At 71.4% G+C, this 26,563-nt stretch carries 22 protein-coding genes and 3 tRNA genes; 9 read left to right on the forward strand and 16 right to left on the reverse strand.

Annotation, left to right across the window (positions count from 1 at the left end; genetic code table 11):
- Nucleotides 1-24 precede the first annotated feature (24 nt).
- A complete protein-coding gene (locus tag H181DRAFT_RS09640) occupies nt 25-678 on the forward strand; it encodes a hypothetical protein (RefSeq protein ID WP_045863846.1) in 654 nt (217 codons plus the stop codon).
- Between the two features lie 154 nt (nt 679-832).
- On the opposite strand, the gene H181DRAFT_RS09645 is transcribed toward H181DRAFT_RS09640, so the two are convergent.
- Nucleotides 833-1,573: an SLATT domain-containing protein gene (locus tag H181DRAFT_RS09645; protein WP_045863847.1), complete on the reverse strand. Its 741-nt coding sequence runs from the start codon at nt 1,571-1,573 to the stop codon at nt 833-835.
- Between the two features lie 293 nt (nt 1,574-1,866).
- On the opposite strand from H181DRAFT_RS09645, the gene purD reads away from it, so the two are divergent.
- The 4 genes from purD (at nt 1,867) to H181DRAFT_RS09665 (ending at nt 8,157) form a co-directional block, all read left to right on the forward strand.
- On the forward strand, nt 1,867-3,123 hold the full coding sequence (gene purD / locus H181DRAFT_RS09650; RefSeq protein ID WP_045863848.1) for a phosphoribosylamine--glycine ligase: 1,257 nt from the start codon (nt 1,867-1,869) through the stop codon (nt 3,121-3,123).
- A 377-nt stretch (nt 3,124-3,500) separates the two neighbouring features.
- Nucleotides 3,501-5,243 (forward strand): membrane protein, encoded by a 1,743-nt coding sequence (locus tag H181DRAFT_RS09655; protein ID WP_045863849.1) that lies wholly within the window; start codon nt 3,501-3,503, stop codon nt 5,241-5,243.
- A 248-nt stretch (nt 5,244-5,491) separates the two neighbouring features.
- Nucleotides 5,492-6,985, forward strand: coding sequence for a N,N-dimethylformamidase beta subunit family domain-containing protein (locus tag H181DRAFT_RS09660; RefSeq protein WP_045863850.1), 1,494 nt, complete (start codon nt 5,492-5,494; stop codon nt 6,983-6,985).
- Between the two features lie 233 nt (nt 6,986-7,218).
- Complete coding sequence (locus H181DRAFT_RS09665; RefSeq protein WP_045863851.1) at nt 7,219-8,157, forward strand: phosphoribosylaminoimidazolesuccinocarboxamide synthase; 939 nt, start codon at nt 7,219-7,221, stop codon at nt 8,155-8,157.
- 218 nt (nt 8,158-8,375) lie between these two features.
- Here the strand turns inward: H181DRAFT_RS09665 and H181DRAFT_RS09670 are convergent.
- Nucleotides 8,376-8,448: transfer RNA gene (locus H181DRAFT_RS09670), tRNA-Gly, on the reverse strand.
- A 279-nt stretch (nt 8,449-8,727) separates the two neighbouring features.
- Here H181DRAFT_RS09670 and H181DRAFT_RS09675 point away from each other — a divergent pair.
- Nucleotides 8,728-9,762, forward strand: a complete 1,035-nt coding sequence (locus H181DRAFT_RS09675; protein ID WP_107068726.1) for a helix-turn-helix transcriptional regulator — start codon at nt 8,728-8,730, stop codon at nt 9,760-9,762.
- 72 nt (nt 9,763-9,834) lie between these two features.
- On the opposite strand, the gene H181DRAFT_RS09680 is transcribed toward H181DRAFT_RS09675, so the two are convergent.
- The 14 genes from H181DRAFT_RS09680 to H181DRAFT_RS09735 all read right to left on the reverse strand — a co-directional run bounded on the left by H181DRAFT_RS09680 (nt 9,835) and on the right by H181DRAFT_RS09735 (nt 22,672).
- Nucleotides 9,835-11,322, reverse strand: coding sequence for a phytoene desaturase family protein (locus H181DRAFT_RS09680; protein ID WP_045863853.1), 1,488 nt, complete (start codon nt 11,320-11,322; stop codon nt 9,835-9,837).
- Nucleotides 11,319-13,256 (reverse strand): ABC transporter ATP-binding protein, encoded by a 1,938-nt coding sequence (locus H181DRAFT_RS09685; RefSeq protein ID WP_074467788.1) that lies wholly within the window; start codon nt 13,254-13,256, stop codon nt 11,319-11,321. Before H181DRAFT_RS09685 ends, H181DRAFT_RS09680 begins: the two co-directional genes overlap by 4 nt.
- 10 nt (nt 13,257-13,266) lie before the next feature.
- Nucleotides 13,267-14,022, reverse strand: a complete 756-nt coding sequence (locus H181DRAFT_RS09690) for a class I SAM-dependent methyltransferase (protein WP_045863854.1) — start codon at nt 14,020-14,022, stop codon at nt 13,267-13,269.
- Between the two features lie 195 nt (nt 14,023-14,217).
- The gene (locus tag H181DRAFT_RS09695; RefSeq protein ID WP_074467789.1) at nt 14,218-14,922 is read right to left on the reverse strand and encodes a hypothetical protein; all 705 of its coding nucleotides are present in this window, start codon (nt 14,920-14,922) and stop codon (nt 14,218-14,220) included.
- The gene (locus H181DRAFT_RS09700; RefSeq protein ID WP_078895619.1) at nt 14,919-16,826 is read right to left on the reverse strand and encodes an alpha/beta fold hydrolase; all 1,908 of its coding nucleotides are present in this window, start codon (nt 16,824-16,826) and stop codon (nt 14,919-14,921) included. The genes H181DRAFT_RS09695 and H181DRAFT_RS09700 overlap by 4 nt, the downstream gene beginning before the upstream one ends.
- 247 nt (nt 16,827-17,073) lie before the next feature.
- Nucleotides 17,074-17,244 carry a hypothetical protein gene (locus tag H181DRAFT_RS29360; protein ID WP_158715428.1) on the reverse strand — a complete coding sequence of 57 codons (171 nt, stop codon included), beginning with the start codon at nt 17,242-17,244 and terminating at the stop codon, nt 17,074-17,076.
- Between the two features lie 80 nt (nt 17,245-17,324).
- Nucleotides 17,325-17,498: a hypothetical protein gene (locus H181DRAFT_RS29365; protein WP_158715429.1), complete on the reverse strand. Its 174-nt coding sequence runs from the start codon at nt 17,496-17,498 to the stop codon at nt 17,325-17,327.
- Between the two features lie 509 nt (nt 17,499-18,007).
- Nucleotides 18,008-18,664 carry a response regulator transcription factor gene (locus tag H181DRAFT_RS09705; protein ID WP_045864004.1) on the reverse strand — a complete coding sequence of 219 codons (657 nt, stop codon included), beginning with the start codon at nt 18,662-18,664 and terminating at the stop codon, nt 18,008-18,010.
- A gap of 11 nt (nt 18,665-18,675) precedes the next feature.
- A complete protein-coding gene (locus tag H181DRAFT_RS09710) occupies nt 18,676-19,989 on the reverse strand; it encodes a sensor histidine kinase (protein ID WP_045863855.1) in 1,314 nt (437 codons plus the stop codon).
- Nucleotides 19,990-20,021: 32 nt separating this feature from the next.
- Nucleotides 20,022-20,837 carry an ABC transporter permease gene (locus H181DRAFT_RS09715; protein ID WP_045863856.1) on the reverse strand — a complete coding sequence of 272 codons (816 nt, stop codon included), beginning with the start codon at nt 20,835-20,837 and terminating at the stop codon, nt 20,022-20,024.
- Nucleotides 20,834-21,820 carry an ABC transporter ATP-binding protein gene (locus H181DRAFT_RS09720; RefSeq protein WP_045863857.1) on the reverse strand — a complete coding sequence of 329 codons (987 nt, stop codon included), beginning with the start codon at nt 21,818-21,820 and terminating at the stop codon, nt 20,834-20,836. The genes H181DRAFT_RS09715 and H181DRAFT_RS09720 overlap by 4 nt, the downstream gene beginning before the upstream one ends.
- 211 nt (nt 21,821-22,031) lie before the next feature.
- A tRNA-Gly gene (locus tag H181DRAFT_RS09725) sits at nt 22,032-22,104 on the reverse strand.
- A gap of 74 nt (nt 22,105-22,178) precedes the next feature.
- Nucleotides 22,179-22,250 (reverse strand) — tRNA-Gly (locus tag H181DRAFT_RS09730).
- Nucleotides 22,251-22,354: 104 nt separating this feature from the next.
- Nucleotides 22,355-22,672 (reverse strand): histone-like nucleoid-structuring protein Lsr2, encoded by a 318-nt coding sequence (locus tag H181DRAFT_RS09735; RefSeq protein ID WP_074467800.1) that lies wholly within the window; start codon nt 22,670-22,672, stop codon nt 22,355-22,357.
- A 455-nt stretch (nt 22,673-23,127) separates the two neighbouring features.
- Here H181DRAFT_RS09735 and purS point away from each other — a divergent pair, with 455 nt between their 5' ends.
- Genes purS through purL form a run of 3 tightly spaced genes read left to right on the forward strand, consistent with a single transcriptional unit; the run spans nt 23,128 to nt 26,377 of the window.
- Entirely contained in the window at nt 23,128-23,421 is a 294-nt protein-coding gene (gene purS, locus H181DRAFT_RS09740; protein WP_045863859.1) for a phosphoribosylformylglycinamidine synthase subunit PurS, read from the forward strand.
- A complete protein-coding gene (purQ, locus tag H181DRAFT_RS09745) occupies nt 23,418-24,104 on the forward strand; it encodes a phosphoribosylformylglycinamidine synthase subunit PurQ (RefSeq protein WP_045863860.1) in 687 nt (228 codons plus the stop codon). Before purS ends, purQ begins: the two co-directional genes overlap by 4 nt.
- On the forward strand, nt 24,101-26,377 hold the full coding sequence (gene purL / locus H181DRAFT_RS09750) for a phosphoribosylformylglycinamidine synthase subunit PurL (RefSeq protein ID WP_045863861.1): 2,277 nt from the start codon (nt 24,101-24,103) through the stop codon (nt 26,375-26,377). The genes purQ and purL overlap by 4 nt, the downstream gene beginning before the upstream one ends.
- Nucleotides 26,378-26,563: the final 186 nt, after the last annotated feature.

Genomic DNA, 26,563 nt, shown 5'->3' on the forward strand with positions numbered 1-26,563 from the left:
CCGAGCCGTGGATGGGAGCACCCCTTGGCATGTGATCTCTGGCTGGTCCCCCTCGTCGACGTGCTGTGCCACAGCACGGACAATCCGTTCGCCGAGGAGATCGCTGCGTACGACAAGGTGCTGACGGACGCGGGCCTGCCTCCGGTGCCCGTCTACAACTACATGCCGGGCCTCTCCGGCGAGGTCGCCCCGATCGCCGGTTTCGACTACGAGGCGCTGCACTTCCTCCGGCGCGCCCACCTGCTGCAGCTGTGCGGGCTGGAGGTCACGCCCGTCGACGAACTCGGCGGCGACTACGAGCAGTTGCTGGAGATGTTCGAGACCACGGCGCAGCAGTCGCACCTCGTGTGGCACTACGACCACGCGGGCGCCTACGTCCCCGTCGACTTCGACGCGCCGCTGGCGGACGAGGAGTTGCTGGAGGGCGGCGGTCCGCTCGGGTCGAGCCAGGGGCTGCTGCGCGAACTGGAGTCCGTGGCGCCGTGCCTGGGCATCGACGCGGCCAACCCTCCGCCCACGCCGCCCGCGCCGTCCCGGCCTACCGGCCTCGAGGAGCCCGCGGACTCCCCGATCGACTACGGGCAGGGGCCGTTCGCGCGGGAGCGGCACGTGTGGCTGGGGCTGCACGCGGCGGCGACGCGGAGCCTGGCGCAGGGCTCCATGATCGTCTTCAGCTGATCAGTCCTTCTGCCGTCCGGCCGTCCGGCCGTCCGCGGGGCGTCCGGGCGTCCTGTGGCTGGAAACGGCCCTTCGACCGGCGAGGTGTCTCGAACCAGCCTTCCTGGCAGCCGAGTTCAGGTCACGGTTCATGGCGGGCCGGAGCCCAGCCACGTCAGTGCAGGTCCTCCGGTGGGCGCTGCCGCGGCATGGCCGGGCGGGGGCCGCGCGCGAACGGGGAGCGGTCGCTCTGCGGCTGGCGGCACGCCTCGTGCGAGCGCGACGGGGGCCCTGCCGCCCACTGCGGCCGCAGGGGTAAGCGGCCCGCACCCGATTCGAGCATCCAGTCGGCCGTCTCGGCGCGCACGATCTCCGAGACGTCCTCGGTGAAGCGGCGCAGCAGGGCGAGGCCGCGGTCCGCGGCGTCCCCCGCGCTGCCCTCCGTGGGGCCGAGCACCTCGCGGACCGCCTCCGACGCCCAGTCGTACTGCAGCGTCTCCAGCCGCCGTTGGACGGCCTGCGCCGTCGCGACGTCCCGCATCCAGCCCGTCGTCAGCCCGGAGCAGCGGTCGGCGCCGAGGCACACGACCGCCCCCAGCAGTGCGAGGTAGCCCCAGGCCGCGGCGGTTCCGGGCAGCGTCCCGGTGAGCGCGAGCATCGGCACGACCGCGCTCGCCGTCGCCCCGAGCGCCGCTCCCGCCCGCAGCAGCCGGGCCCCGCGGCGCTTGCGGACGCGGTCGGCGAGATACGAGTCGGCGAGGTGCAGAGCACGCTGCTCCACCCACGCGTAGAGCTCGTCGAGCCGACGGGCGGGGTCGTTCCAGTCGCCGAGGGGGAAGCCGCGGCCCTCCACGTCCGCGCGCTCCGCCCGCCCTTTCCGGCAGGCGCCCTCGCACCTCATCTCCGGCTGAGTCACCGCGCCACTCCCCACAGCACCCCGCATCAGGCCACCCGACATCACGCCCCCCGGCACTCCGCGCTCGGAACGCCCGGGGGATCTTCCTACCGCCGCGCGTGGGCACGCAATGCCGGTTTCCTGCCGAACTGCCCGGTACAGGGGCACTGTTCAGCACCTGTGCGGAATCGGCGGTCGTCCGTTTCTCACCCGAAAGAGTTCACAGGGGGGCGCTGTCCCTCGCGGGCGGGCCCCGGCGCCGGGCGTGACAGGGCGCGGACAGGGGGCGGGCCCGTCCCGTCTAGGCTGCTCCCGTGAGGATTCTGGTCATCGGCGGCGGCGCCCGCGAACACGCCCTGTGCCGCTCTCTTTCGCTCGACCCCGAGGTCACCGCCCTGCACTGCGCGCCCGGCAACGCCGGGATCGCCGAGGTCGCGACGCTCCACGCGGTCGACGCCCTGGACGGCGCGGCCGTCTCGGTCCTCGCGGAGACGCCGCAGGTGAAGGCGGACCTCGTCGTCATCGGGCCGGAGGCCCCCCTGGTCGCCGGTGTCGCGGACGCCGTACGGGCGAGGGGCATCGCCGTGTTCGGCCCGTCGGCCGAGGCCGCACGGCTCGAGGGGTCGAAGGCCTTCGCGAAGGACGTGATGGCCGCGGCGGGCGTGCCCACGGCACGCAGCCACGTCTGCACCACCCCGGAGGAGACCGACGGCGCCCTGGAGGCGTTCGGCCCGCCGTACGTCGTCAAGGACGACGGACTCGCCGCGGGCAAGGGCGTCGTCGTGACCGGCGACGTCGAGGAGGCCCGCGCCCACGCCCGCGCCTGCGGACGCGTCGTCGTGGAGGAGTTCCTCGACGGTCCGGAGGTCTCGCTGTTCGCCGTCACGGACGGCGAGAGCGTGGTCCCGCTCCAGCCCGCTCAGGACTTCAAACGGGCCTACGACGGCGACGAAGGCCCCAACACCGGCGGAATGGGCGCCTATTCGCCGCTGCCGTGGGCGGACCCCGGCCTCGTGCGGGAGATCGAGCAGTCGGTCCTCCAGCCGACGGTCGACGAGATGCGCCGGCGGGGGACGCCCTTCTCGGGGCTGCTCTACGCCGGGCTCGCCCTCACCTCGCGCGGGCTGCGCGTCATCGAGTTCAACGCGCGCTTCGGCGACCCCGAGACGCAGGCCGTGCTGGCCAGGCTGCGCACTCCGCTCGCGGGCCTGCTGTACGCGGCGGCCACCGGGCGGCTGGCGGAGTTCCCGCCGCTGCGGTGGAGCGACGAGGCGGCGGTCACCGTCGTCGTGGCGGCCAGGGACTACCCGGCGGCGCCGCGCACCGGCGACGTCGTCGAAGGCCTCGAAGAGGTCGCCGAACGGGACGCACCCGGCGCGTACGTGCTGCACGCCGGGACGAAGCGCGACGCCGGGAACCGCGTGGTGAGTGCGGGAGGACGCGTCCTCTCCGTCACCGCGACGGGCGACGGGCTCAGGGAGGCGCGCGAGCGCGCCTATGCCGCGGTCGGCCGGATCGGCCTCGACGGCTCGCACCACCGCTCGGACATCGCGGCGAAGGCCGCGGAGTAAGGCCTGGCGAAGGCCGCGGAGGGAAGCGCGGCGAAGGCCGCGGAGTAGGGCCTGGCGAAGGCCGCGGAGCAGACGCGGCCCGGCTGGTGCGCCCGTCTCCGCGGCCGGGACGCTGCCCACGGGCGTGCGGCAGCCATGCGGCACCCGGGGGGCTTTAGCCGCATAAGGGACACCTCGCTCACCCTCCACAACGCAAGAGCTCTGCCCAAAGCCATTCCATCGAGTGACCGCGCCGCGGAGCGGCTGACGCGTCCGGAGGCCCCAACTAGGGTTCCGCGCAAGCCGTATGGCTCCTCCCCGACTGGCCCCGCGCACGTTGCGCTGTCATCGCGCGGTGCCACAGTGGGGAGATCCGAGGGCCGGAAGGCCCGGGCAGACTGTCTGGGGGTGAGCAGTTCGTGGTGGGCCGGCAGGCAGGAGCGCGCTCGGCGCGCTCACACGCTCTCTCCGTGCTCCGCATCCGCGGCGCGGCCCTCGCGCTCGCCCTGCTGCCCGCGGCGGCGGCGGTGGTCCTCTTCGCAGGGGAGCGGACGGGCAGCATCGGCCCGGAGTGGCAGGGCGCGCGCTGGGCGGTGACGGCCGTGGCGCTGGCGGTGCTCGGCGTCGCGGCGGCGGTCGGCGCCGTGATCGTGCGGGCCAGGCCGGCGGTGGCGCCCACGGTCGCCCTCGACGAACGCTCCGCCCCCGACCTGTACAACCTGGTGCGCGAGCTGGCCGACCGCCTGGAGGTCCCGGCGCCGTCGGCCCTCGCGCTCACCCCCGACTGCGACAGCTGGCTGGAGGACCGCACCCACCGCTCGCACGCCGCCGACGGGGCAGCGGGTGCGCGCTCCGGTGCGGGCGGCGGCGCCGGGGCGGCCCTCCGCGTCCGCCCGCGTCCGGCTCCCGTCCTGGTGATCGGGTCGCCCTTCCTGTGGTGGATGCGGGTCGCGGAGCTGCGGGCGCTGCTCGCCCCCGTCGTGGCCGGTACGGGTCCCTCGGCGCATCCCGACATAGCTGCCGCACGTCGATTCGTGCGCGGCCTCGACGCCGCCGTCGCCGTAGCCGACCACCCCGCGGACGCGGGGAGCGGGCGGGCAGGGGCCCTGCGGCGCCTCGGCCTGCGCTTCGCGGGCGGATGCGCCCGCCTCATGCTCCGCGCCTGCGTGCCGCACGCCGCCGAGATGGAGCGCGGCGTGGCCGCGGCGGCGGCCCACCGTGCACAGGGTGTGGACCACGCGCTGCGTACGTCCGCCCAGGAGCAGGTCGGTCTCGCCTACGCCGGCTGGGACCGCCTCCTGACGCGTGTCGCGCTGCCCGCCTGGCGCATCGGCCGGTGGCCCGCCCGGCTGGACGCCGGCGTGGTCTCCGCCCTGACGGAGCTCTCGCACCGGGACAGCCTCGCGGGGGGCTTCACCTCCCGCCTCGGGGAGCGGCCCGCCTGCGACCTGCTCGACTCCCCCGGCGCGGTCGACGAGTCGATCTCGCTGCTGGCGGCCCGCCTCTTCCACGGCGGCCCGGCCGAGTCCGGGCCCGACTGGTCTCCGGTGGACTGGCAGGAGTACCCGGAGGAGGTCGTCGACCGCATATGGCGCACCCATGCCGCCCGTCTCTTCGCCGAGCTCGACGTGCTGGACGGGCCCGGCGCCGTCGGTGCCGGACGGGTCGGGGCGGACGGCGCGGGGGCTCTCCCGGGGCCCACGCTGTCCCGCGTCATGGAGCGGCTGGCGGGGAGCGAGGGGGCGGACGGGGAGGCGCTGGCCGCCCGGATAGCGGCCGCGGTCGCCCGTGAGGAGGCGGAGAACGCGGGGGAGGCCGCGCTCGTGGCGCCGCTCGTGGCCGCCGTGGGCGGCACGGGGGCGGCGGCGCCCATGGGGTTGCCGCTGCAGCCTCCCCGCGGCGGGCGCGAGGTCATGACGGAGCACGTCACCGCGGTCGTCTGCTGTGCGGCGGTGGACACGGCCGGTGCGGTCGCCGGTCTGGACTGGCTCGACGGCCCGGCGCTCTTCGTCGGCGGGGAGCGCGCGGCGGATCTCAGCGGTCCCGTGCTCGCGCTCGTCGAGGAGGCGGACGTCCAGCCGCTGAGGGACTGGCTGGCGAGGGTCGGCGTCCGAGCGGACAAGCCGGTCCGGCTCGTCTGAGCCGTCTGTTCCGAACGGCCCGCTTCCGTAGCCGTCCCGAGGCGGGCCGCCTGCGTCCGGGACGGCGGCCCCCGGCTGCCGCTCCGGCGCGAACGCCTCGCAGGACCGCCTGCGCCGCCCGCGCTGGTACGCCTGTCCGAGACCGAGTGCTTGTATCGGCCAAATGAGCGACCAAGGGTGATGTCGCGCTCGCGTAATGTGATGGGCTGAAGCCGCGGGGGCGACAAATGTGGACTGGGGAGTCACAGGTGGGGACCGAAGACATCCGGCACTGGGAGTCGGGGGCGCTCGCGCACGCGGCCACCGACCCGTTCGGCCAGGGGCCGCTCCCCTGGCTCCGGTTCGGCGAGCAGTACTTCGACAACGGCCGCATGGTGCCCTGGTACGTGGACCAGACGGGGCTGGAGGGCCTCCTCCCCGGCGAGTCCCTCAGCCAGCCCGGAGTGGGCCGCCCCAGGACCGCCGACGACGTGCACTGCCAGATCAAGGGGTTCGCCGGAAGCGACGGCGGCACCGCGCCGGGGGACTCCCTGGACTTCCGGATCACCGTCGACCCTCCCCAGGCCTTCGCCGTCGACGTCTACCGCGTCGGCCATTACGGCGGCATCGGCGCGACGAAGATCACCACGAGTCCCCGTCTGTCCGGCATCCGGCAGCCCCCGCCCCTGACCGCCGACCGCACCGTCTCCTGCCACAACTGGTGGCTCTCCTGGCGGCTCCAGGTCCCCTCCCACTGGTCGACGGGCGCCTATGTGGCGGTTCTCACCACCGCGGACGGACGGCACCGCTCCCACATCCCCTTCACCGTCCGCGACCGCGACCCCGCGGATCTGCTGGTCGTCCTCCCCGACCTCACCTGGCAGGCGTACAACCTCTTCCCCGAGAACGGCCGCGACGGTGCCAGCCTCTACCACGCCTGGGACGACCACGGACGCCTGCTCGGCGAGGAGGACGCCGCCGTCACCGTCTCCTTCGACCGCCCCTACGCGGGTGCCGGCCTCCCCCTGCACATCGGCCACGCCTACGACTTCATCCGCTGGGCCGAACGCGTCGGCTACGACCTGGCGTACGCCGACGCCCGCGACGTCCACGCGGGCCGCGTGGATCTCGCCGCCCACCGCGGAGTGATCTTCCCGGGGCACGACGAGTACTGGTCGGTGCCCATGCGGCGCTCCGTCGAACGGGCCCGTGACGGCGGCACCTCGCTCGTCTTCCTCTCCGCCAACACCATGTACTGGCAGGTGGACTTGGACCCGCTGCCCGGCGGGTCGCCGGACCGGCTGCTGACCTGCCGCAAGCGCCGGGGCCCCGGCCGGTCGGCCCAGTGGCGCTCCCAGGGCGAGCCGGAGCAGCACATCCTGGGCGTCCAGTACGCGGGCCAGGTCCCGGAGCCGTACCCGCTGATCGTGCGCAACAGCGAACACTGGCTGTGGGAGGGGACGGAGGCGGGTGACGGCGACGGGATCCCGGGTCTCGTGGCCGGCGAGGCCGACCGCTACTTCCCCCGTACGAGCCTCCCGGAGTACACCGAGCGCGTCCTGCTCGCCCATTCCCCGTACCAGGACACGGGCGGTGCGCGCCGCCATCAGGAGACGTCGCTGTACCGGGCGCCGTCCGGCGCGCTGGTCTTCTGCTCCGGCACCTTCGCCTGGACGCCCGCGCTGGACCGGCCAGGCCACGTCGACTCCCGCGTGCAGCGGGCGACGGCCAACCTGCTGGACCGCGTGTGCAAAAGCGACTGACCGCCGCGGCCGTGCACACCGCGGCTGTGCACACCGCGGCTGTGCACACCGCGGCTGTGCACACCGCGGCCGTGCACACCGCGGCCTTGGGCGCCCCGGGTGCGCACGGCCGGTCGTCGCTCCCGCGGCCCGGCGGCTGCCCGCTCCTTCCCTGACCGGACCGCCCCGGAGTGTGTGCGAGAGCCCGTACGGGACAATCGGTATCCGGAGCCGTGCCAACCCCCGGAGGAGCAGTGTCCGGATTCGTCGAGAAGCCCGAGCCAGTGCAGGTGCCGGGCCTGCTGCATCTGCACACCGGCAAGGTGCGCGACCTGTACCGGAACGAGGCGGGCGACCTGGTGATGGTGGCCAGTGACCGCGTCTCGGCGTACGACTGGGTGCTTCCCACCGAGATTCCCGACAAGGGCCGGATCCTCACGCAGCTCTCGCTGTGGTGGTTCGAGCAGCTGGCGGACCTCGTGCCGAACCACGTGATCAGCACCGAGGTTCCGGCCGGCGCCCCCGCCGACTGGGAAGGGCGCACGACGGTGTGCCGTTCGCTGCGCATGATCCCGGTCGAGTGCGTCGCGCGCGGTTACCTGACGGGCTCGGGCCTCGCGGAGTACGAGCAGGCTCGCACGGTCTGCGGGCTCGCGCTCCCCGAAGGCCTCACCGACGGTTCGGAGTTGCCCGGCCCGATCTTCACACCCGCCACGAAGGCCGCCGTCGGCGACCACGACGAGAACGTCAGCTACGAGGAGGTCGCGCGCGAGGTGGGTGCGGAGACCGCCGCCCAGCTGCGGCAGTTGACCCTCGCGGTCTACCAGCGGGCGCGTGACGTGGCCCTCGACCGCGGCATCATCCTCGCCGACACGAAGCTGGAGTTCGGTCACGGTACGGGCGCGGACGACGGCATCGGCGTCCCCGCCGAGAACCACGTCGGCCTCTTCCTCGGCGACGAGGTGCTCACCCCCGACTCGTCCCGTTTCTGGCCGGCCGACCAGTGGCAGCCGGGCCGCCCGCAGCCGTCGTTCGACAAGCAGTTCGTCCGCGACTGGCTGTCCGGCGCCGATTCCGGCTGGGACCGGAACGGTCAACTCCCGCCCCCGCCGCTGCCGGAGAAGATCGTGGAGCAGACGCGGGCGAAGTACGTGGAGGCCTACAGCCGGCTGACGGGCCTCGACTGGGCCTGAGGGCACGTCGTTCGGATCTTCGTCGGGCCCGCGCCGCCCAGCACGCCCGACTGCTGCACTGTCGGAGCCGCCCGGGTACGCCCCGTACGAGGGCGCTCCTCCGCCTGGCGTCCGGGCGCACCCGGGGCGCCGCCCAAGGCCGTTCCGTCGCACGAGAAGGGGTCCCGGTCGGGAAGACCGGGACCCCTTCTCGTGTGCACACCGCGTGTGCACGGCCGAGCGGACGACGAGGTTCGAACTCGCGACCTCAACCTTGGCAAGGTTGCGCTCTACCAGCTGAGCTACGTCCGCAGGAGCCGACCGGATCCTGCTCGATCCGTGCGGCTCGGTGCCCACTATAAACCAAACACAGAACCGGCTTAGCGGAGTCGAATCTTCCGATGGGGAGGGTGCATACGGGGGCAGAAGCGCACCACACGACGGCCTGCCAGGAATTGCCCCCGGTCCGAGGGGTGTTGGAAGCCTTCGTTTTTTCTATGCTCGGATTCCTGTTCAGGCTCGTGGGACACAAAGCTTTGACGACCACCCACTGCACGGGCCCAGCAGGCGACCGAAGTGGGGGAGATCAGCTTGAGTACCAACGAGATGTCCTATCTCGGTCTCACCGAGGAACAGGAGCAGATCTACCGGCTGTGCCTCCGCGAGCCGGGGATCGGGATCGACGGACTGATAGAGCAGCTCCGGCTGACGCCGCACGCGGCGCGCGAGGAGCTCGGCCGGCTGCGCGAGTTGGGGCTGCTGCGAGGTGGCGGAACGCCGGAGCAGGAGGCCGGGAGCGGCACGGCGGAGGAGGACGGGCTGGCCGCCGCCGATCCGGACGTGGCGGTGGCGCGCCTGCTGGACCTCCGCCTCCACGAACTGCACGAGAAGCTGCAGCAGGTCACCGAGCTTCAGCCGCTGGTGGCTTCGCTCCGCCCGGAGAGCGCGGCGCAGCAGCCGCCGACCGTGGTGGGCATCGAGCAGATCACCGATCCGCCCAAGATCCGTGACCGCGTCGACGACTTGGCCTTCTTCGCCCGCGAAGAGGTCTCCCTGGTGGAGCCGGCGACGGCGCTTCGGCCGGAGGACATCGAGCAGGACCGGCCGCGGGTGCTCCGCTGCCTGCGCAGGGGGCTGAGCGTCCGCACGGTCCTCGTCCGCAAGGCCCTGGACCACGCCCCGACGGTCTCCTACCTGCGGGAACTGGAGTCCCACGGAGCGCGGGTGCGGCTGGTCAGCCACACCACGGCGAAGATCCAGATGTACGACCGCCGCACCGCCGTCGTGCCCGTCCACCCCGAAGACAGCTCGCGCGGTGCGCTGTTCGCGCAGGAGAGCGGCCTCGTCTCCAACATTCTCGCCATGTTCGAGTCGATTTGGGCGGAGTCGGACGACCTCGGCGCCCTGCTCGGGGAGCGCCGGTCCGAAGGCGAGAACGGTCCGTCCGAACTGGAGCGGATGGTCCTGCGGGCGATGTGCTCCGGGGGCAAGGACGAGGCGGGGGCCCGCGATCTGGGCGTCTCGGTCCGTACGTACAGGCGCTACATCGCCGATCTCATGCAGCTGCTCGGCGCGGGCAACCGTCCGCAGGCGGCGCTGCTCGCCCGTGAACGCGGCTGGATCTGACCCCCGGCGCCGGGGAGCGGGCGCAGAAGGACGGGGTGCCGGACTTCGGTCCGGCCGCCGGACCCGTCGCCGTCACGCCCGTCCGGGACCCAGCGACGGTGCCTCGCGCATCCCGAATCGGTGCCGCAGCGCGGAGCGGGCGGCCAGATACCCGGACATGCCGTGCACGCCCGGGCCGGGCGGTGTGGACGCCGAGCAGAGGAAGACGCCCGGCAGCGGCGTGCGGTGCGGGTCCAGGTAGGGCACCGGACGGGCCACCGACTGGTAGAGCGTCATGGCGCCCGCTCCGATGTCGCCGCCCACGTAGTTCGCGTTGTACTTCTCGTACTCGCCTGCGGGGATGCCGCGCGCGGCGATGACGGTGTCGCTGAACCCCGGCGCGTACTTCTCGATGCGGGTACGCAGCAGTTCGACGGGGTCGCGAGGATCGCCGTTGGGTACATGGGCGTACGCCCACACGGGCCTCTTCCCGTCACGTGCCCGCCCGGGATCGGTGACGGCCGGGTCGACGAGCAGGACGAAGGGCTCGTCGGTGCGTTCGCCCCGCACGGTCAGCCCTTCCTGCCGTGCGACGGCTTCACGCGTCCCGCCCAGGTGGACGGTTCCCGCCCGTCCGAGTTCCGGGTTCGTCCACGGGACGGGCCCGGAGACGAGGAAGTCGGCCTTGGCGGCGCCGGGGCCGTACCGGTACCGCCTCAAGTGCCGGGCGTAGCCGGCGGGAAGCCGGTCCCCCGCCATCTCCAGCAGCTGGGTGGGGTCGGTGTCGAGCAGCACGGCGCGTACGCCGTCGAACTGCCGCAGGTCGGTGACGCGGGCCGAGGTGTGGAACGTCCCGCCGTGCGCGCGGATGTCGTCGGCCATCACCTCGGCGATGCGCTCGCTGCCGCCGCGGGGCAGGGGCCAGCCCGGACCGTGCGCGAGGTGCCCCAGCAGCATCGCGACCGAAGCGGACGCCAGGCTCGGCAGCTTGCCGACGGCGTGCGCGGCGACGCCCGCCAGCAGAGCCGGGGCCACGTCCTCGCGGAAGCCGCCGAGGAGGCGGCTGCCGGGCGAGCCGGCCCGCGAGCCGAGCCGGGTGCCGTGCGCGGGCAGCCGCGCTGCGAGCAGCAGCGGCGCGAGGAGGTCACGGGGCACGGACCGCTGGCCGCTCATGAAGAAGTCGACCAGGCCGGTGCTGTGTTCGAGGAGCGGAGCCATCAGGCGCCGCCAGGCGGGCCCGTCCTTCCCGAGGACTTCGCAGGTGGTGTCCAGATCGCCGTAGGCCAGCCCCGCGCGTCCGTCGTCCAGGGCGTGCGCGTACGCGACGGGCGGATTGAGCAGCTCCACGCCGCGCTCCGGGAGCTGGAACTCGCGGAAGAAGGGCGACGCGGCGGCCATCGGGTGCACGGCGGAGCACACGTCGTGGCGGATGCCGCTGTCGAAGAACGCCTCGCCGCGCAGCCCGCCCCCGATGGTCCCGGCCGCTTCGTACAGTTCGACGCTCAGTCCGGCGCGTGCCATGGTCACCGCGGCGGCGAGGCCGTTCGGGCCGGTGCCGACGACGGCCACATCGGATGTCACAGAGTGTTCTCCGCCGTGTCCACGGTGCTCACGGGACCCGCGTGCGCCGGCTGCGGCACCTGCGCGGGGGCCTTCGTCATGGTGTGCGCCGCCTGGAGCTGGGAGTTGGCCAGCCGGTGGTACAGCGCGCTCCGCTTCATCAGTTCGTCGTGCTTGCCGGAGTCCTGCACCCGGCCGTCGGCCATGACGACGATCTTGTCCGCGTCGACGACGGTCGAGATGCGGTGCGCGATCGCGATGACGGCACAGCGCGAGGTGACCTTGCTGAGCGTCTCGCGGAACTCCCGCTCGGAGTCGGAGTCCAGGTGGGAGGTGGCCTCGTCGAGGAGGAGCACGGCGGGCTTCTGCAGCAGTGCGCGCGCGATGCACAGGCGCTGCCGCTGACCGCCGGAGAGGCCGCTGCCCTGGTCGCCGAGTTCGGTGTCCAGGCCGTCCGGCATCGCGTCGACGACCTTGGTGAGACCCGCCAGTTCGAGGACTTCGCGGATCTGCTCGTCGCTCGCGTCCGGCTCGGCGTACACGACGTTCTCGCGGATGGTGCCGCGCATCGCCGCGGTGTCCTGCTGGACGTACCCGACCAGGCCGCGCAGCGTGCTCAGCGGCATCGTCTCGATGTCCTTGCCGCCGACGAGGATCGCTCCGCCGTCGAGCGCGTGGAAGCGCTCCACGAGCTGGAAGAGCGTGGTCTTGCCCGCTCCCGACGGGCCGACGATGGCCGTCATCCCGCGCGACGCCACCGAGAAGGTCACGTCGCTGAGCGTCTCCGCGCCGTCCTCCCCGCCGCCGTAGCTGAAGCGGACGTCGCGGAACTCCACGGCCTCCTTGTCCGCCGACAGCGACTTCTTGGCCGGTGCGGGCTTCGACTTGTGCCGCATCCTGTCCAGGACGCCGCCCTCCTGCGGGAGGACGGTGAGCTCGTCGACCCTGCGGATCGCGGCGCGCCCCTGCTGGAACTGCCCGATGGCGAGGAAGAACAGGACGAGCGGGGAGACCATGTAGAAGAGGTACATCACGAACGCGGTGAGGTCGGCCATCGACATCGTGCCGCGGGTCACCCGCGTCATGCCGACGCCGACGACGACGGCGAGCGCCGCCTGCGTCCCCACGTTCATCGCCGGCATGAACAGCGCGTTGAGTCCGTTGACGCGCACGCCCGAGTTGCGGGCCTTCCACGCCAGCAGGCCTATCCGGTGCGTCTCGCGGTCCTCCGCGCGGGACGCCTTCACCGTCGGCAGGGCCGACAGCGCGCGCTGCACGTCCGAGCCGTACTGGCTGGTGTCCTCGCGGTTGACCATCGCGGCGCGGCGCACGCTGCGCGCCAGGAAGAGGGAGATCGCGCTGGCGATGCCGAGGCAGGCCAGGGTGATCAGCATCATCCACACGTCGATCAGGAACATCACGATGACGCCGCCGGCCACCGTGAAGCCGTTGATGACCAGTTGGGCGAGGCTCTGCGAGAGCGCGATCTTCGCCAGCGAGGTGTCGGCGACGGTGCGGGTGAGGACGTCGCCCTGCTGCTGCTTGCCGTACGCGGACAGGTCGACGCGCAGCAGCCGTCTGGTGAGCAGCATCCGCACGTCGTAGACGATGTTCTCGCCCGCCCGGCCGATGAGGTACGACTGCAGCGCCGAGAACGCGCCGTCCACGCAGAACAGCGCGACGAGAAGGATGATCGCCGCCGAGAGCGGCTTGTTCTGCCCGGCCTGCTTGATCAGTTCACCGATCGCGTAGGGCTGAGCGAGCTGCGCCGTGACGCCGATCAGCCCTACGACGATGCCGGTGGCCAGGAGCGCCCTGTGGCGCCGTGCGAGATACCAGACGGCGGCTGGTCCCGGACCGCCGCCGCGCCTGCGCGCGTGCGCCGGTCCGATCCGGTCGTCCTGACCCTCCACGTGGAGGGTCCTGGAACTCGCCTTCGCCTCCAGGGTGCTCATGGCGCTCACCTCAATTGCGGGTGTAGGTGCTGACGAACATGGGGGAGTCCTCGGCCCAGGGGGTCTCCTTCCAGTCCGCCCAGCGGTCCGCCGGCCGCAGACCGGCGGCCTGGGCGTACGCGTCCACCTCGTCCGGCGTCGTGAGCCTTGCCAGTTCGGATCCGATGGACGACTTGCCGTCCTCGAACCAGATGTGCGAAGCGTGCCACAGGCCGTTGTCGAGGAGGGTCGAATACGTCAGCAGCCCCGTGTTCGGCTCGGGGTACGGGAGGAAGTACGAGGTGCGCTGCTGGCCTTCGTGCAGCGCCCGTACACCGCCCGCGTTGGAGGTCTCCACCACGAGCATGCCGCCGGGCGCGAGGCGGTCGGCAGCACACTGGATGGCGGCGCGCTGGTCGTCGGGGTCGAGCAGCATCGAGAAGGTCGCGCAGATGCAGTAGACGAGCTTGTACTGGTTGTCGTCGGTGTACTTGCGGATGTCGCCGTGCACCGCCTCGACGTCGGCGTCGGCCTCCTTCGCCTTCGTCGTCAGCTGCTCCAGCATCTCGGGCGACGAGTCGACGCCCGTGACGGGGAAGGCCCGCTGGGCGAGCGGAATCGCCACCCGCCCCGTGCCGACGCCGAGTTCGAGCGCCCGCTCGCCGGGTGCGGGGTGCAGGGCGGCGAGCTTCGCGACGGTCGGCTCGGTGTAGGGACCGCTCGGGAAGATCCTGTCGTAGAAGCCGCCGAACTGGCGTCCGTAACCTACGTCGTCCACGGAAGTCATCGGGGCCTCCTCTCGGTCTCGTTGGGGGCGGCGGACTACTTCTTCTTCTTGGCGAGGTTCAGCGCGAGGTATCCGGCGATGACGATGCCGATGACGGCGATGACGATCGATGCGGTGGACATGTGACCCCTTTCGGGAATCCGGTTGTGGTTCACCCGTCCCCACAGGTTCGCGGGACGGACAGTCGGTGCTCGGTCAGGCAGGCTGTACGGGCACTTCCTCGCGGGAGTCGTCCCGTATGTGCGCTTCGTAGGAGGGCCGGGAGCTGCGTGCCGCCGCGGCGGGTTCCGACTCGACGGCCATGGGGGTGTAGGGCGAGACGAAGATGACCTCGGGGTCGTTCTCCTCGTAGCCGGTGGCCCTGACGAGGGTGAACTGGAAGCCCTTCACGTCGTCCGCCTTGCCCTCCTCCTGAAGCCGGTGGCGGAGGAACGCGCAGAGCATCCTGTAGGAGGGCAGCTTCTTCAGCGCGCCGAAGCCCTTGTCCAGCTGCGTGATCAGCTCGGTGACGATGTCGAAGATCGCCTTCTCGGGACGCCGGCCCGGGAACCAGAACATCTGGTGCAGCTTCCGGCCGACGATGACCTCGACCATCTTCCACGGGGAGGTCTCCCCGTCGTGGTCCAGGGTCCGGTACAGGATGTGGTAGTCGTGCTGGGCCGGAGTCGGCGCGAAGAAGCGCCAGTTGGGGAAGAGCACCGAGAAGATGTCGATCTTCTGCGCCCTGTTGAACAGGGGGTTCGGGTGCTGCGCGGAGAGCGTGCCCAGCAGCACCGCGGCGCCGGCGGCGCGGGTGAGGCCGCCCGGACCGGTGAAGGCGCGGGCGAGCACCGACCGGGTGCCGCGGGCCGTACGGGTCACCGTTCCGGCCAGCGATGCGGGAGTCTGCGAGCTGGTCATCGTGCCTCCTCGGACTTGTTCCCCTCGGCGCCGGACCCGCTGCGTCCCGCGCCGCCTTCCTTCGCTTCGACCTCGTGGAGGAAGTCGAGGATGCGGCGCCCCACGTCGGTGCCGAGCCGGGCGTCGGTGAGCATTGTGTCGTGGTCGGCGCCCTCCAGCACCGAGTTGCGGACGATGCGCCCGTCCCCTCGGTGCGCGGCGGCCAGTTCGTTGTGCATCAGCAGCTGTTCCGGGTCGCGGTCGACGGTCCGCTGCGCGGAGAGCACCAGCGCATGGCCCCCGACGGAGGGCAGATCGCCCTCGAATGCCTTGAAGTCGCGCTCGGTGGCGTCCCATTCGCGCATGCCGGCGCGCCACAGCCGGCTGTCCGCGTACTGCGCGAAGGCGCGGCTGCGGACCTCGGCAGGCAGGTTGTGCACCCAGCGGGGACGTACCAGCATCGCGCCCATGCCCGCCCGCAGGCTGCGCGTGAACATGTTCAGGCCGTCCTTGAGGCGCTCCGCGGATTCCTTCTGCTGCTTGGAGCGGTTCAGCTCCTCCGGGTGCGAACTGTCCAGGTAGATGACGCCGTTGACCCGGTCGCCGAGCTCCCGCGCGGCGCGGCGGGCGAGTTCACCGCCGAGCGAATGCCCCACGAGGTACACGTCCCGTCCCTCGTTCACGGCGCCGCGGACCAGGTCCACCAGGTCGTCCACGGACTCCTGGAGGCTGTACGGGGCGGGGCTGCGGTGCTTGCTCGGCCCGTAGCCGGCGCGGCTGTAGGTGATGATGCCGTAGTCGCTGTCCTCGACGAGCTTCTCCGTGATCCAGCCGAAGTGCTCGGCGGTGGAGGTCATCCCGGTGCCGAAGACGAGGACGGGTGCCTTCTCGTTCTCCGAGACCCGCTCGTTGTAGTGGAGTTCGTTGCCGTGCCGGGTGGTGAGGACGCGGCCGTGCGGCCAGGGGTCGGTGGCCCGCATCCGGCGCATCGCGGCGAGGAACCCGGCGATCGTGATGCCGATGGCCGCCATCGACGCCGTCGCGGTCAGCGCCCTGTCGTCCCGTCCGGCCACCGCCGGGTGCGACTTGGGTGCGCTGGTGTACGCGACCATCGGGTGCATCGCCTCGAAGGCGGTGATGAACCGGCCCAGGCCCATGAAGTAGCCGTTGGCCACGTGGAACGCCGCCGCACTGGCCATGATCGGGCGGGCGAGGGCTCCGCCCTTGAGGTACGCCACCGGGAAGAGGCACTCCAGCGCGAGCACGCCGTGCGCGAGGTAGCGGGCGGGCACCGGGTAGCGGTTGGTGAGCTTCCACAGGCCCTCGTGCCCGTACGTACGCGTGCGCATGATGCCGTTGAGCGCGGATCCGTCCCGCCACGGCTGCCCCAGCAGCTTCACCCAGCCGGAGACGAGGTAGGAGAGGTTCGCCTGCAGTGCGACGTACCACAACAGGGCGTCCTGCACGGCGGGTTGGGTGGAGAGCCGGGCCATTCCCGCGGCCGTCTGCACGAACGACGACACCTGGTCGGAGCCGTCCGTGCCGTAGCGGTGGCGCGGGTAGAGGGCGGCGTTGCTGAGCCCGAGGAACATGTTCGCGGCACCTCGCCAGCGGGCGTTGCCCGGTGCGAGGAGCGCCGCGCCCGCCGCGATACGGGCGATGTGCAGTGCCTGCGTGGTGCGGGGGTGGCCGACGGCGTCCAGAATGCGGCGGGTGGGCCGCGTGGAGGCGGCGTGCATGCCGCGGGCGATCGTCCAGTCGTTGAGCCCGCCGCGGCGTATCTGCCGCTGGTGGGTGATGTATTCGATGCTGGAGGTGAGTGACGTGACTGCCGTGAGGCGCTCGGAGATTGCGAGCGTGCGGTCACGGGAGATCGGGACCGGCCCGAGAAATGTCGAGGTCAGCTTTTTGGCAAGCGATTTCACGTCGGTCTCCTCGGTGCCGGTGTCCCGGGTGCGGGTGGTGGTCTGAAATGTGGGGGATTTGGCAAGAGGCGTGGTGCGGCAAATATGGCGAAAAAACAGAGTGGTCAAAAATTAAAAGAAACCGGATAACGGGGGATCCGGTCGGCCGGTTTTGCGGCCGGCCGACCGGGAGGAGAGTCCCCTTGTTTCACGCTGACTTGTAGAAGGGGGTACTACACGACGGCGTGAGCGAGGAGAGGGGCTGAAATCAGCCCTGGCCCGCCTCGAAGGCCGCGACCGTCGCCGAAGCGATGGCGACGCCGCCCAGGAAGGCACCCGGGGTGGCGAGCACGGGGGTGTTGTCCGCGAAGATGGCACCCTCGGCGTCGACGGCGGCGAGCTCGGCCGACTCGTTGATGTGCGAAGTGATGTCGTTCATGCGCACACTCCTGTTCTTGGTGAAGTCTTGCGACGGGATTCCGGCCGCAGGTAGGAATTCGGCCGGCGGTTGGGCGATGGTCAGCCGACAGCCTTGCCGGCCGCGTAGGCGCCGGTCACGACGGCGGCGCCGCCGACGAAGGCACCGGCGAGGGCGGGGGTGGCGAGAACCGGGGTGGCCTCTTCCGCGATCTCACCGTCGTGGCCCTCGTGGAGCTCGTCCTGAATCTGAAGGTTCAGCTTCGCTTCCAGCATGGAATTCCTCCTGTGCGTGTAAGACATGGCTGGCTGTGGTTCGCGAAAGTGGGTCTAAGCCAGGAAGGCCCGGATTGGTCGTCGGGCACCATTTCCCCCGTTCGGTGAGCTTTCGGTCGTCACCGTAAACTGCAGCGAAGCGGGCATCTATGCGCACGCTTACCTCTCCGTGAATGCCTGACTCGCTTCCGCAGGGATGAAGATGCCAGCACGGGGCGGGGCGCAGAAGAGGAATCCGTGACAGTTTGTTGCAAGGCGACGCGACAGCTTCATGCCACGGATGGTAAAGGACTGGACCAGTTCGTTACTGGGCAGTGGGCGTTTTCCAGTTCCCTGAGCTGTAAGCTCAAGTAAACCTCAGAATCTTGAAATTGGCACCAGCGGTTGCAAGGGATATTCAGGGATAGCGAGGGATATCCAAGTCCGCAGTGGTTGCGCCCTCTTCAGCCTCGTGGGGCGAACTCGTCCGAGTTCGTCCCCGCACCGCCCGGTGCGTACGGTCCGTGCCGTTACAGCCAGCCCCGCTCCCGCGCGATGCGTGCGGCCGTGTGCCTGTTCTCGGCACCCAGCTTCGCCGTGGCCGCCGACAGGTAGTTGCGGACCGTGCCCGCCGTGAGCGAGGCCCGCTCCGCGATCTCCGCGACGGGCGCGCCGTCCGCGGCGAGACCGAGCAGCTCCGCCTCCCGTGCCGTCAGCGGGGAGTCGCCGGCGCTGATCGCGTCCGCCGCCAGCTCCGGGTCGACGTACCGCACTCCGCGGTGGACGGCCCGGATGATCTCCGCGAGCTGCTGCGCCGACGCGGTCTTCGGCACGAAGCCCCGTACGCCGACGGCGAGGGCCCGCTTGAGATGGCCGGGCCGCGCATGGCTGGTGACGATCATAATCCTGCACGACGGCAGCGAGTCACGGAGCTGGGTCGCGACCTTCACACCATCCGCGCCTGGCATCTGCAGGTCGAGCACCGCGACGTCCGGTTCGTGGGCCCGGGCCATCGCGAGCGCCTCGGGACCGGACGCCGCCTCGGCGACGATGGTCAGGTCGCCCTCCAGCGCGAGCAGAGCGGCCAGCGCACCGCGGATCAGGTGCTCGTCGTCGGCGAGAAGGACGCGGATAGGACGCGTGTCCCCGCCCGCCTCACTCCCACCGCCGGATCCGGACTCCGGCAGATCCTCCGCGCTCACTCCGCTGTTTCCTTCCCGCCCGCGCCCTGGGCGTCGTCCGCAGGGCTGCCGATCGGGACCTCCGCCGTCAGCCGGAACGTACCTTTCCCGCTGTCCCCGGCGGAACGCAAGGTGCCTCCCACACCGGCGAGACGTTCACGCAGACCCGCGAGCCCCGAACCGGTGCGCCCGCCCTCCGGGTCGCGGGCGGCGCGGTGCACGCCGTCGTTCTCCATCACGAGCAGTGCCTTGTTCCCGGCCGCGTCCGAGCCGACCCACACCGTGCACCACGTGGCGTCCGCGTGCCGCAGCACGTTCGTGGCGCCCTCGCGCACGACCCAGCCGAGCGCCGCCTGGACCGGGCCGGGCAGCGGGGCGTCGTCGCTCTTGGCGCGGCAGTCGACTCCTGCGGCACGCAGGATGCCGCGAGCACCGGCGAGTTCGGTGGAGAGGTCCGCGTCGCGGTACCCGCGCACCACCGCGCGGACTTCGGACTGCGAGTCGCGGGCGATGCTCTGGACCTCCGACATCTGCTCGACCGACGCGTCCGCCGGCGCCCCGCGCCGCACCAGCTGCGCCGCCAGTTCGCTCTTGAGCGCGATCGCGGAGAGGTTCCGCCCCATCACGTCGTGCAGATCGCGGCTGAAGCGCAGCCGCTCCTCGGCGACCGCCAGCCGCGCCTGCACACCGCGCGCCTCCTCCAGCTCCCGGATGACGGCGATGTACCAGGCGGACGAGCGGCCGGTGAACACGGAGATCAGTCCGCCGGCGGCCATCACCGCCGCTGCCGCCAGCACGTTCGTCCAGGGCATCCCGGCGGCGGCCAGCGAGCCCGCGGTGACGGCGACGTAGCCGCAGAGGACCAGCGCCGCGGTCCGGCGCGGAACGGTGATGCCGAACGTCACCGCGAAGGGGGCGAGGGCGCCGTACAGCGCCAGGCCCACGGTCACCCCGCCCTCGACGGCGCCGAGGGCGACGAGCGCCACCGTGAGCGCGGTGACGGCCCCCAGCAGCAGCGTCGGCAGTCCGAAGCGGGCCCGGGGCAGGGGGCGCGTGCCCAGGTAGCTGTCGAGGGCCTGGTGCAGAAGTGCCGTACACAGCAGGCACTGCACCAGGCCCATCGCGAGTACCGCGCACGCGAGGGAGAAGGGCAGGCGACCGGGAGCGGTGTTGGGCAGCAGCTGCACGACGAAGCCCGCCAGGATCACCCACGCGTACGCGATGAGCATCCACCGCGTCGACGCTTCGACCTGCTCGGTGCTGCTGCGCTCCTGCCACCGGCGGTATCCGGGGTTCAACCACCAGCCGATCACCTTGCCGGCTCTCCTCACCGGAGCGCCTTCCGGGGCTCCGCCTCGTCCGTCTATCGCCTGGGCTCCCAAGGGAACCACTTGTGCACGGCCAGCAACGACAGCACGATCCACAGCACCGCGACGCCCAGCGCCTTCAGCGAGTCCGGACCGTCCAGCGTGCCCGCCCAGCCGCCGCGCACCAGCTCCATGACCGGGGAGACGGGCAGCAGCGAGCAGATCTCCCCGAGAGTGTCGGGGAAGACGTCGAGCGGGATCACGATGCCGGAGCCCACCGCCGAGATCGCGATCACCGGGAAGGTCGTGATCTGCGACGCCTCGGTGGTGCGCGTGAACGCGGCGGAGACCGCGGCCAGCCCGACCATCATCACCATGCCCAGGATCACACCCGCGGCGACGAGTTCGGGACGCTCGGGTGCGCCGAGGTCCATCAGGGCGGCCCCGCCGACGAGCAGCAGGACGCACTGCAGCACGCCCAGGACGACGGACGGCAGCGCCGCGCCCGCCAGGATCTCGCTGTCGCTCGCCTCGCCCGTCCGCAGCCGCTTGAGGACGAGCTCCTCGCGACGGGTCACGTACGCGCCCGTCAGGTTGGCGTAGACGGCGAAGATCAGCACGTAGCCGATGGAGCCGGGGACGAGGACGGTGCCCAGCGAGAGACCGGTGCCGTCCAGGTTCATGCCGCTGGCCGTCTGGCGCATCAGGAGCGTCAGCAGGATCGGGGTGGCGAGCGCGACGAAGAGCGCCGCCTTGTTGCGGAACAGCAGCGTCAGTTCGGCCCGTCCGAGCGAGGCCATCCGCCGTCCGGCCGACGAGGTGTTCATCTTGGTGCCCGGCGTGTTCGCCGGGGCGGCCTGTGTCGCGGTCATACCCGCTCCACCTCCTTCTGCTCCGGCGCCGTCCCGCCGTGGCCCGCGTGGCCGCCGGCTCCGGCCGGCGCCGCGTCGTCCTCTTCCGGCTCCTGGGCGATCTCCAGGAAGACCTCCTCCAGCGTCGCGGTGCGCGCGTGGAGGTTCTGCAGCTCGACGCCGCTCTGGCGGGCCCACATCAGCAGGTCGGTCAGCTCGCTCTGCAGGCTGGGCGTGCGGATCTCGATACGGTTCCCGTTCAGTTCGGCGGGCGACAGCGTCGGCGGCAGCCCGGCCGGCGTGAGGCCCTCCGGCAGCGTGAAGCGGATACGGGACGGCCGCTCCGCGACGACCTGCTCGTGCGTGCCGGCGGTGACGATGCGGCCGGCGCGCATGATGGCGAGCCGGTCGGCGAGGGCTTCCGCCTCTTCCAGGTAGTGGGTGGTCAGCAGCACGGTGGTGCCGGCGGTGCGCAGCTCGCGCACCAACTCCCAGGTGTCCCGGCGTCCTTCGGGGTCCATGCCGGTGGTCGGCTCGTCCAGGAAGAGCACCTCGGGGCGCCCTATGAGAGCCATCGCCAGGTCCAGGCGCCTGCGTTCACCGCCGGAGAGCTGCTTCACGCGTACGTCCGCGCGCCGCCCGGAGAGCCCGACCTGGGCCAGCGCGTCGCCGATGGGCCGCGCGTCGCTCGTGCAGCCCGCCCACATCCGCACCGTCTCGGTGACGGTCAACTCGGAGGGGAAGCCGCCCTCCTGCAGCATCACACCCGTACGCGGCCGCACGGCGCGACGTTCGGAGTAGGGATCGAAGCCGAGCACGCGGACCTTCCCTCCGCTCGGCTTCGCCAGTCCTTCCAGCAGTTCGACCGTGGAGGTCTTGCCTGCGCCGTTCGTCCCCAGCAGCGCGAAGATCTCCCCTTCCCGGACGGAGAAGGAGACTCCGCGTACGGCTTCGAACCCCTTTGAGTATCGCCGTTTGAGTCCTTCGACCTCGATCGCATCCATGGCGTCATCCTTCCGCGCGAACGAGGTCCCGGGGCGTGTTCGCTGTCACAAGTGCGGATGACGAACGTCATGGGAGGACCATGCGCTTCGCACAAAGGGGCAGTGCGGGACGGACCGCGAAACCGGTGGAGGCGGAGCGGAGGGGAACCGGACCGCAAGGCCCGGGAAGACGAATAGGCCCCGGTGGGAACCGGGGCCTATTCCTGAACGGAGCGGACGACGAGGTTCGAACTCGCGACCTCAACCTTGGCAAGGTTGCGCTCTACCAGCTGAGCTACGTCCGCATGCCTCCACCCGGCGTTCACCGAGTGGCGCGTCCTTCACTGTACCCGATGGATACCGGGGCCGGTGAAGAAAGAGCGGGTGACAGGAATCGCACACTGCGCCTCCCCCTTGGAAAGGGGGCGCTCTACTACTGAGCTACACCCGCGTGATCCGGAAGGTTCCCCTTCGCGGTGCGCCAGACTCTAGCGGATCACCCGGGGTGCATGGCAAGTCGGGCCGCCCGGCCCGCCGTACGGGCCGGGCGCGGGTTCAGCGGGAGGCGTTGAAGGCGTCGTAGATCTTCTTCGGGATGCGCCCGCGGGCCGGCACCTCGAACCCGTTCGATTCGGCCCAGGCCCGTACCGCGCGGGGGTCGGGGGCCACGGAGGTGCGGTGGTAGGTCTTGCCCGATTTGGCCCGCTTGCGGCCGGCCTCCACAAAGCGTGCGAGGTCTTCCCGCAGTTTCTTCGCGTTGTCGAGGTTGAGGTCGACCTCGTACGACTTCCCGTCGAGTCCGAAGGAGACCGTTTCTGATGCTTCCCCGCCGTCGAGATCGTCGGAGAGTGTCACCACTACGCGTTGCGCCACGGATATCGGACCTTCCATCAGGATCGCGAAATGGATCACTCGGCTCTTCTCCGGGGCCCGCATGCGAAGACCCTGGGGGAACGTAAGTGGTCCGAAGGATTGGGGTCGGTGTCTTTATCTTTTGTACAGCGGCATGCTTTGCAATGTGAAGCGAGAGTATTTCGACTCGCGTGTCAGACCGCAATCGCGACCATACTTTTTTCACTGCTTTTTTCCCAGAGCTGCGACTCGTCCGCCCGGAACGGCGGGGAGAGTCGAAAGCTGGCGGCATCCCATATCAACGCGCGTAGAATCTCGGGACCGGTAGGCTTGCGGAGGCGTCACCACGTCGTTGACGTCGTTCGGCGCCGTCCGGGTGTTGTTCGACGTGCGGCGGGGCGCCGGCACTCACAGAGGCGTGAGGCACCGCTCGGCGGCGCCCGCCTCGAGCACCACCACCATCACCGGGAGTACCTGTGGCTCGCGTCGTAGTCGACGTCATGCTGAAGCCGGAGATCCTCGATCCGCAGGGACAGGCGGTGCAGCGCGCACTGCCCCGTCTCGGTTTCGAGGGCATCGCCGACGTCCGCCAGGGCAAGCGATTCGAACTCGAGGTGGCGGAGCCCGTCTCGGACGAGACGCTGGCCCGCCTCCACGAACTGGCGGAGAAGTTCCTGGCGAACACCGTGATCGAGAACTTCACCGTCCGCGTCGAGGACGGCGGAACCTCCGGCGGCGCTTCCGGGGACGCGCGGGGAGCCGTGGCGTGACCGGGGGGCTCGGCCGCATCGGCGTCGTCACCTTCCCCGGTTCCCTCGACGACAGGGACGCTCAGCGGGCCGTGCGCCTCGCGGGCGGCGAGCCCGTCGCGCTGTGGCACCGCGAGAAGGACCTGCGGCAGGTGGACGCCGTCGTGCTTCCCGGCGGCTTCTCCTACGGCGACTACCTGCGCTGCGGCGCCATCGCCCGCTTCTCCCCGGTGATGGAGCCCCTGCTGGAGCAGGCGCGTGCCGGCATGCCCGTCCTGGGCATCTGCAACGGCTTCCAGGTGCTGTGCGAGTCGCACCTGCTGCCCGGCGCCCTGACCCGCAACGACCACCTGCACTTCGTCTGCCGCGACCAGAGGCTGCGGGTCGAGCGCGCGGACACCGCCTGGACGGGCGACTACGAGCAGGGGCAGGAGATCACCGTCCCGCTCAAGAACGGCGAGGGCGGCTACGTCGCCGACGAGCGCACGCTGGACGCCCTGGAGGCCGAGGGCCGCGTCGTCTTCCGCTACGCCGGCGGCAACCCCAACGGCTCGCGCCGCGACATCGCCGGCATCACCAACGAGGCCGGGAACGTGGTCGGCCTCATGCCGCACCCCGAGCACGCCGTCGAGACCCTGACCGGTCCGACGACCGACGGGCTGGGCTTCTTCACCTCGGTACTCAAGAGGCTGGTCACCGCATGACGCGCACGACACCCGCACAGCGCCCCGTCCTCGACACCGTCGAGCACGCCTCCGGCACTCCCGGGACGGACCAGCCGTGGGCCGAACTCGGCCTCAAGGAGGACGAGTACGCGCGTATCCGCGACATCCTGGGGCGCCGCCCCACGGGTGCCGAGCTGGCCATGTACTCGGTGATGTGGTCGGAGCACTGCTCGTACAAGAGCAGCAAGGTGCACCTGAAGCAGTTCGGCGAGAAGGCGCCCGAGTCGGACGCGCTGCTCGTCGGCATCGGCGAGAACGCCGGCGTCGTCGACATCGGCCAGGACTACGCGGTCACCTTCAAGGTCGAGTCGCACAACCACCCCAGCTACGTCGAGCCCTACCAGGGTGCGGCCACCGGCATCGGCGGGATCGTCCGCGACATCCTCGCCATGGGCGCGCGCCCCGTCGCGGTCATGGACCCGCTGCGCTTCGGGGCCCCCGACCACCCCGACACCAGGAGGGTGCTGCCCGGTGTCGTCGCCGGCATCGGCGGCTACGGCAACTGCCTCGGCCTGCCCAACATCGGGGGCGAGACCGTCTTCGACCCCTGCTACCAGGGGAACCCGCTGGTCAACGCCTTGTGCGTGGGTGTGATGAAGCACGAGGACATCCACCTGGCGCAAGCGTCGGGCACCGGCAACAAGGTCATCCTCTACGGCGCCCGCACCGGGGGCGACGGCATCGGCGGCGTCTCCGTCCTCGCGTCGGAGACCTTCGACGAGGAGGGGCCCGCCAAGCGGCCCGCCGTCCAGGTCGGCGACCCGTTCCAGGAGAAGCTGCTCATCGAGTGCACCCTGGAGATCTTCCGCGAGCGCCTCGTCGCGGGCATCCAGGACCTCGGCGGCGCGGGACTCTCCTGCGCCACCTCCGAGCTGGCCAGCGCCGGAAGCGGCGGCATGCGCGTGGAGCTGGACACGGTGCCGCTGCGCGACTCCTCGCTCTCCCCCGAGGAGATCCTGATGAGCGAGTCGCAGGAGCGGATGTGCGCCGTCGTCGAGCCGGACAAGGTCGCCCGCTTCCTCGAGATCTGCGAGAAGTGGGACGTCATCGCCACCGTGATCGGCGAGGTGACCGAAGGCGACCGGCTGGAGATCTACTGGCACGGCGAGCAGATCGTCGACGTGCCGCCCCGCACCGTCGCCCACGAAGGCCCCGTCTACCACCGGCCGTACGCGCGTCCGTCCTGGCAGGACGCGCTGCAGGCCGACGACCCCGCCGCGCTGCCGCGGCCCGCGAACGGTGACGAACTGCGGGCTGCCGCGCTCGCGTTGATCTCGTCCCCGAACCAGGCCGCCAAGTCCTGGATCACCGACCAGTACGACCGCTACGTCCTCGGCGACACGGTGCTCGCGCAGCCGGAGGACGGCGGCATGATCCGCGTCGACGACGAGACGGGCCTGGGCGTCGCCGTCGCCACCGACGGCAACGGCCGCTACGCCAAGCTCGACCCGTACGCGGGCGCGCAGCTGGCGCTGGCGGAGTCCTACCGCAACGTCGCCGCGACGGGGGCCCGCCCCCTCGCCGTCACCGACTGCCTCAACTTCGGTTCGCCGGAGGACCCGGCGGCGATGTGGCAGTTCGCGGAGGCCTGCCGCGGCCTGGCGGACGCCTGCCTCGAACTCGGCACCCCGGTGACCGGCGGAAACGTCTCCCTGTACAACCAGACGGGCGACACCGCGATCCACCCCACGCCGGTGGTGGGGGTGCTCGGCGTCATCGACGACGTGACCCGCCGTACGCCCATCGGCTTCACCGACGAGGGGCACCTGCTCTACCTGCTCGGTGAGACGAGGGAGGAGCTCGGCGGGTCGGCCTGGTCGCAGGTGGCCCACGGCCACCTGGGCGGCCTGCCGCCCGCCGTCGACCTGGAGCGGGAGCGGCTGCTCGCGGAGATCCTCGTCGCCGCCTCGCGGGACGGCATGATCGACGCCGCGCACGACCTGAGCGACGGCGGGCTGGTCCAGGCCCTCGCGGAGTCCTGCCTGAAGGGCGGCAAGGGGGCCCGTGTGGTGGTGCCGGACGGCCTGTCGCCCTTCGTCTTCCTCTTCTCGGAGTCGCAGGGACGGGCGCTCGTCGCGGTTCCGCGCAGCGAGGAGGTCCGCTTCAACGACATGTGCTCCGCGCGCGGCATGCCCGCCGCCCGCATCGGCGTCGTCGACGGGGAAGCGGTCGAGGTGCAGGGCGAGTTCAGCATCCCGCTGAGCGAGCTGCGCACGGCGCACGAGGCCACGCTGCCCGGCCTGTTCGGCTAGGGCTTCCGCCTTCCGGTTCATCCGGCTCTTCCGGCTCGTTCCGGTTGATCCGGCTCTTCCGGATCCGCGCCCTGGGCGCGGATCCGGGAGCTCCGGGCCGCGCCCCGGAGATCCGGACGGGACGCCGGCTCGACTCACACCGGCTCGACTCACACCGGGGAGGGCTGCCGCGCGGGCCTCGCGCGC

It is taken from the genome of Streptomyces sp. WMMB 714 (genome assembly GCF_900090125.1).
Classification (GTDB): Bacteria; Actinomycetota; Actinomycetes; order Streptomycetales; family Streptomycetaceae; genus Streptomyces; species Streptomyces daqingensis.

Bases quoted from the DNA above. Each gene is read 5' to 3' on its own strand.
- H181DRAFT_RS09685 (WP_074467788.1), bottom strand. From the start codon at position 13,256: ATGAGCACCCTGGAGGCGAAGGCGAGTTCCAGGACCCTCCACGTGGAG.
- H181DRAFT_RS09690 (WP_045863854.1), bottom strand. From the start codon at position 14,022: ATGACTTCCGTGGACGACGTAGGTTACGGACGCCAGTTCGGCGGCTTC.
- H181DRAFT_RS09695 (WP_074467789.1), bottom strand. From the start codon at position 14,922: ATGACCAGCTCGCAGACTCCCGCATCGCTGGCCGGAACGGTGACCCGT.
- H181DRAFT_RS29360 (WP_158715428.1), bottom strand. From the start codon at position 17,244: ATGAACGACATCACTTCGCACATCAACGAGTCGGCCGAGCTCGCCGCC.
- H181DRAFT_RS29365 (WP_158715429.1), bottom strand. From the start codon at position 17,498: ATGCTGGAAGCGAAGCTGAACCTTCAGATTCAGGACGAGCTCCACGAG.
- H181DRAFT_RS09715 (WP_045863856.1), bottom strand. From the start codon at position 20,837: ATGACCGCGACACAGGCCGCCCCGGCGAACACGCCGGGCACCAAGATG.
- H181DRAFT_RS09720 (WP_045863857.1), bottom strand. From the start codon at position 21,820: ATGGATGCGATCGAGGTCGAAGGACTCAAACGGCGATACTCAAAGGGG.
- purL (WP_045863861.1), top strand. From the start codon at position 24,101: ATGACGCGCACGACACCCGCACAGCGCCCCGTCCTCGACACCGTCGAG.